The sequence below is a fragment of the Streptomyces sp. ISL-12 genome (assembly GCF_018614415.1).
Classification (GTDB): domain Bacteria; phylum Actinomycetota; class Actinomycetes; order Streptomycetales; family Streptomycetaceae; genus Streptomyces.
In genome coordinates, this window is record NZ_JAGGOO010000048.1 from 115508 (window position 1) to 121507 (window position 6000).

Genomic DNA, 6000 nt, shown 5'->3' on the forward strand with positions numbered 1-6000 from the left:
AATTGACCGACCGGGATGCCGGGGGAGGCAACGTGGACGACTACGCGGGACGGGTCCTCGCCGACCGCTACCGGCTGCCGTTGCCGCCCTCCGACGAGTACGAACTCACCGAGACCCGCGCCTTCGACACCTACAGCGGGCAGGAAGTGCTGGTCAGGCAGGTGCCGTTGCCCGAGGTCGTCGAGGCCGAGGTGCTCGACGCGGAGGGATTGCCGGACGGATTCACGGCGCGTGACGGTGCGCCGCGCCGGCCGGTCCAGCGGCCGTCGGCCGCGCGCGGCAGTACGCGGCGCCCGGCCGACCCCGTGGTGCGGCGGGCCGTGGAGGCGGCCCAGGCCGCGGCCGGCATCCCCGACCATCCCCGCCTCGACCAGGTCTTCGACGTGTTCGCCGAGGGCGGTTCGCTGTGGGTCGTCAGCGAACTGGTGCCCGCCCGGCCGCTGGCGGCGCTGCTCGCCGAGCAGCCGCTGACGCCGTACCGGGCGGCCGAGATCGCCTCCGACGTCCTCATGGCCCTGCGGGTGCTGCACGCCCACGGCTGGGTGCACCGGAACATCACCGCCCGCACGGTGCTGGTCTGCGACGACGGCCGCGTGCTGCTGACCGGCCTCGCGGTCGGCGCGGCGGAGGAGGCGCTGTGCGGGTACGACCCAATGCCGGGGGACGATGAGGAGGGGGGTCAAGGGGGCGGCCCTCACGTCCCCCACGGCCCCCACGGCTCCCATCGGGACGGTGGTCCCGCTGGGCACGGTGGTCCCGTCGGCTCCGCCGGCCCCAGTGGTGTCAGCGACCCCGGCGGCCCCAGCAGTCCCAACGGACCTGAGCGCCCTGTGGACGCCGTAACCACTCGGCTGGATCCCGAGGCCGCTCGACGGGCCGCCATTCAGGCGCGGGCGGCCGAGGTACTGCCGGGGCAGGGGGCCGGGGCGGCCAACGGGCGGGGTGACGCGGGCGGAGCGCGTGCGCTCGGGGAAGGCAGCGCGGACGTCCGGGCCGCGCGGGCCGGGGCGATCGCCGCCTACCGGGCGGGTGCGCGGGCCGCGGCCCGTGTCCAGGAGGCGGAGAACGGCCGGGCGGCCCTGCCCGGCGCCCGCTTCGCCCCCGGCAGCGGCGCCCTGCCGTACGGCGACGGCAGTGACAGCGTCACCGGCAACAGCAACAGCAACAGCAACAGCAACGGCAACGGCAACGGCGCGGAGCGGTCGTCGTACGGCCCTGGCGGGACCCCGCCGGGACAGATCCCCGACCCCTACGGCGTCCGTACCACCTCCTGGCACGGTGCCGCGCCCCGGAGCGCCGGTGATGCCCGGTCGTCGTCCGGTCAGGCCGCGCTGCCCGCCGCACGCGGCCTGTCCAAGGCACCCGCCTCGCCCGCGACGCCCGCCGAGCCCGACGTACCCGGGGTGTCCGCAGAGCCGGCCGTACCACCCGGAGCGCCCGAGGCGCCCGCCGTCCCCGAGGCGGTCGTCGCGCCGCAGACCAGCCGTTGGGACGACCTGGTCGCCAAGACGCCCCCGCGCCGGGGCCCGGCCACCGCGCTCGCCGCCGAGCGGGCCCGGCAGGCCAGGATGGCCGTGGTCGGCCCGGTGACCGAGCGCTGGGCGCCGGAGCAGGCCGGCCCGGTGCACGAGAACTGGCAGCTCGCACCGCCCATCGGCCCCGCTACCGACCTGTGGGCGCTCGGCGCCCTGCTCTTCCGGGCCGTACAGGGACACGCGCCGTACCCGGAGGAGTCCACGGCCGAGCTGGTGCAGATGGTGTGCGCGGAGCCGCCGGCGTACGCCGAGGAGTGCGGACCGCTCCGGCCGGTCGTGGAGTCGCTGCTGCGCCAGGATCCCACCGAGCGCCTGGAGTTCGAGGAGCTGCGCGGCTGGCTGCGCTCCCTGGTGCGTTCGGCGCCCGAGGCGGATGCAGGACTGAACGTCGTCCCGGCCCCGCCGGCCGACGCGAGCCGGTTGCCGATCGTCCGCCGCCGGGGCGAGCTGGTGCGCAGGCGGCGTGCCGGGCTGCCCGCCCACCACGGACGCCACAAGCGGGCCAAGCGGGACGGCGGCTCACCGCGTCGGCTCGGCCGTACGTTGCTCCTGCTGATACTGCTCGGCATGGCCGCGCTGATCGCGTACGCCATGCTGTTCATGCCGAAGAACGAGGAGACAGGTGCCGTCGGCGCGACGGACCGCACGGGCGCCACCGGATCAGCGGACGCCAGCGACGAGCCGCGGCCCGAGCGCGAGTCGCCGAAGGAATCGGACGGCTCGGACGGTTCGGACGGTTCGGACGGGTCGAAGGGTTCGAAGGGGGAGGCGAATCCGTCCCGGTCCGCGGGCTCCACCGAGCCGCAGACCGCCGAGCCCGAGGTCGCCGACGGTTTCACTCTGCGCAAGGACACGGAGGGCTTCCGCGTCGCCGTCGCCGAGGGCTGGGACCGCACGGCGGTCAACGGACGCGGTCAGGTCGTGTACGCGAAGGGCGACTTCGAGCTGATCGTCGTACCCGGCCGCGACGGCAGTGACGACTTCGGCGGCGATCCGATGACGTACCAGCGGGACCGGGAACCCGAGTTGCAGCCCTACCGCGACTCCAGCTGGGCCACCTCCTCCGGGCTGAAGTCCATCGAGGTGGGCGGGCGGTCCATGGCCGAGGGGCAGTTCACCTGGACCGGCGACGACGGGGGCGAGCTGTTCGTGCGCAACCTCGCCATCCTGATCGACGGTCACTACCACGTGGTGCAGGTGCGCGGACCGGAGGCGGAACGCGACGAGGTGACCCGGCTGTTCGAGCAGGCGTCGGCGACGTACCAGTACACCGGCTGACCGCACACGGTGCACCTGACGTACTGGCGCCTGTTTCTGCCGGATCTCCAACCGAATCAGCTGAGCTGTGACGCAAGTTGAGTGTCTTTCGTTGCTCAGTAGAACAGAAAGCGACAACCGTCACAGAGCGGTCTCCGGGGGACCCCACCGGTTCCCTGGACGGGGGCCGGTCCCTACGCTGACCCTGTCAAGAGCATTGCGGGGCAACGTGAATCAGATGCAGGGCCAGCTCCTCGCCGGCCGCTACCGGCTCGGCGACGCCATCGGCAGCGGTGGCATGGGCCGGGTGTGGCGTGCCCACGACGAGGTGCTGCACCGGGTCGTCGCCATCAAGGAGTTGACCGCCGCGCTCTACGTCTCCGAGAGCGACCGGGCCGTACTGCTGGCCCGCACCCGGGGCGAGGCGCGTGCGGCCGCGCGGATCAACCACCCGGCCGTCGTCACCGTGCACGACGTACTCGAACACGACGGCCGGCCGTGGATCGTGATGGAACTCGTCGAGGGCCGTTCGCTGGCCGACGCGGTCAAGGACGAGGAACGCGTCGAGCCGCGCGAGGCGGCCCGGATCGGTCTGTGGGTGCTGCGCGCCCTGCGTGCCGCTCACACCGCCGGTGTGCTGCACCGCGACGTGAAACCGGGCAACGTGCTGCTCAGCGCGGACGGACGTGTGCTCCTCACCGACTTCGGCATCGCGCAGATAGAGGGCGACTCCACCATCACGCGGACGGGGGAGGTGGTCGGTTCGGTCGACTACCTGGCGCCGGAACGCGTCCGCGGCCATGACCCCGGTCCGTCGTCCGACCTGTGGGCGCTCGGCGCGACGCTGTACACCGCGGTGGAGGGCAGGTCGCCGTTCCGCCGGACCTCGCCGCTGACCACCATGCAGGCGGTCGTCGAGGAGGAGGCCGAACCGCCGGAGTACGCCGGTCCGCTGGAGCCCGTCGTCAGCGCCCTGCTGCGCAAGGACCCGGCCGCCCGCCCCTCCGCGGAAGAGGCCGAGCAGATGCTCGCCGAGGCGGCGGAGGGCCGCCGGTCGGACGCGGCGCAGGCGTATGTGCCGACCGGGCCGGTGCGGTACGGGACGACGGAGACGCAGACCGCCGGGACCGGCACCAGTACCGGGACCGGCACCAATAGCAGTACAGGCAGTGGCACCAGTACCGGCACCGCGTCCGCGCAGACGGCTGCCACCGCGCTCCCTTCGTCGGCCACCGCGGCGTCGGCACCCGTGCGGTCGAAGCGCGGGCACCGGCTGCGCACGGTCGCCCTCGTCGTCGCCCTCGCGGCGCTCGTCGGCGGGGGTGTCGCGGTCACGCTGAACCAGTTCGGCTCGGACGGCTCAGCCGACTCCGCCTCCGTATCGCCCACGCCGGATGCCAGTGCGAGTGCCAGTGCCGGTGCGAGCGCCGGTGCGAGTGCCGGCGTCAGTGCCACGCCGAGCGGCGAGGGCGCTCAGGGGGCGGTTCCCGCGGGTTGGGAGCGGCGCGAGGACCCGGTGGGCTTCAGCATCACCATGCCCGAGGGGTGGGAGCGGTCCGTCTCCATCGACCAGGACGGCATCCAGCAGGTCGACTACTCGCCCGACAACGGCAAGCACCTCGTGCGGGTCGCCATCGACACCGCGCCGGACTTCAGCACCTCGTACGAGCACATGAGCTATCTGGACGAGCAGCTCGCCGCGCGGTTGCGGGACTACGAGCAGGTGGTGCTCAAGGAGGAGCTCTTCCGGGACCTGCCGGGCGTCCGGTGGGAGTACACGTGGAACGCGCTGGCCAAGGACGCGCCGCACTACTTCGCTGGGCCCTACCGTGCCATCGACATCGGGTACATGAAGAGCGACGGCACCGAGTACGCCCTCTACGCGTCCGCGCCGGCCGACGACTGGGCCACCACCAGCGAGCAGTTCGACGTGATGCTGCGGAGCTTCCAGGAAGGCTGACCCCGTCGAGGTGAACCCCGCGAGTCGCTCCCGGAGCAGCCGGTGGGGGTTGCCGGTGCGAACAGACGGGTAATCGTCTGATCGGTGGCCGGGCGGCGACACACTTGGCCGGTCACCGCCCCGGAAGGGGCCCGCCCGGGGCGGCATGATGAGACGCATGGGGAGCCAGGGGAGTCATGGGAGCAACTTCCATCTCGTAGCGAACCGGTACCGCCTGGAGGCGCAACTGGGGCGTGGCGGCATGGGCGTGGTGTGGCGGGCGACCGACGAACTGCTCGACCGGCGGGTCGCCGTCAAGGAACTCCCCTTCGACGTGAGCCTTTCCGACGCCGAGGCCCGGCAGTGGCGGGACCGCACCTTGCGCGAGGCGCGTGCGGTCGCGCGACTGAGCCACCCGCACATCATCGTCGTCCACGATGTCGTCGAGGACGGTGAACGTACGTACATCGTCATGGAGTTGCTCGACGGCGGCTCGCTCGCCGACCGCATCGCCCGGTACGGCCCGGTCGGCCCCGTCGAGGCGGCCCGGATCGGGATCGCCCTGCTCGGCGCCCTGCGTACCGCGCACGCGGCCGGGGTCCTGCACCGCGACGTGAAGCCGTCCAACGTCCTGGTCGCCGAGGACGGCCGGATCGTGCTCACCGACTTCGGCGTCGCCCAGGTCCCGGGCGCGACCACCCTCACCGAGTCCGGCTCCTTCGTCGGCTCCCCCGAGTACACCGCTCCCGAACGGATGTCCGGGGGTGGGACCGGGCCGGAGTCCGACCTGTGGTCGCTGGGTGCCCTGCTGTGCACCGTGCTCAGCGGTGAGTCCCCGTTCCGCCGGGACTCGCTGGGCGGCATCCTGCACGCCGTGGTCTCCGGGGAGATCCAGCCGCCCCCGCAGGCCGGTCCGCTCCTGTCCGTCATCAAGGGGCTGCTCGAACGCGACCCGCGACGGCGGCTGGACGCGGCGGAGGCGGAGCGGATGCTGCACGCCTATCTGGCCACCGGCCGCAGCCCCGTACCGCCCGGGAGCGGACGACCGCGTTCCAGACGGAGCCTGCTCACGGCGGCGCTGCTGGCCGCCGCGACGGCGGGCGCGGGCATCTCCGCGGCGGTCCTGCTGATCGACGACATCGGCGACGGCGATGAGAAAGGTGACGAGGACGGAAACGGCAACGGCGACGAGAACGGCGGCACGGCACCGACGACTCCGACGCTCCCGACCACACACAACCCCTCGACCACACACAACCCCTCGACCAC

At 73.1% G+C, this 6000-nt stretch carries 3 protein-coding genes; all 3 read left to right on the plus strand.

Features of this window, described 5'->3' with window-relative positions; genetic code table 11:
• The first annotated feature begins 32 nt into the window (after window positions 1-32).
• Window positions 33-2813 carry a protein kinase gene (locus tag J7I94_RS14530; RefSeq protein ID WP_215167482.1) on the plus strand — a complete coding sequence of 927 codons (2781 nt, stop codon included), beginning with the start codon at window positions 33-35 and terminating at the stop codon, window positions 2811-2813.
• Window positions 2814-3030: 217 nt separating this feature from the next.
• Entirely contained in the window at window positions 3031-4752 is a 1722-nt protein-coding gene (locus J7I94_RS14535) for a serine/threonine-protein kinase (RefSeq protein ID WP_215167483.1), read from the plus strand.
• 157 nt (window positions 4753-4909) lie between these two features.
• A partial coding sequence (locus J7I94_RS14540; RefSeq protein WP_251075138.1) for a serine/threonine-protein kinase occupies window positions 4910-6000 on the plus strand: 1091 nt, incomplete at its 3' end.

Bases quoted from the DNA above. Each gene is read 5' to 3' on its own strand.
- J7I94_RS14535 (WP_215167483.1), top strand. From the start codon at position 3,031: ATGCAGGGCCAGCTCCTCGCCGGCCGCTACCGGCTCGGCGACGCCATC.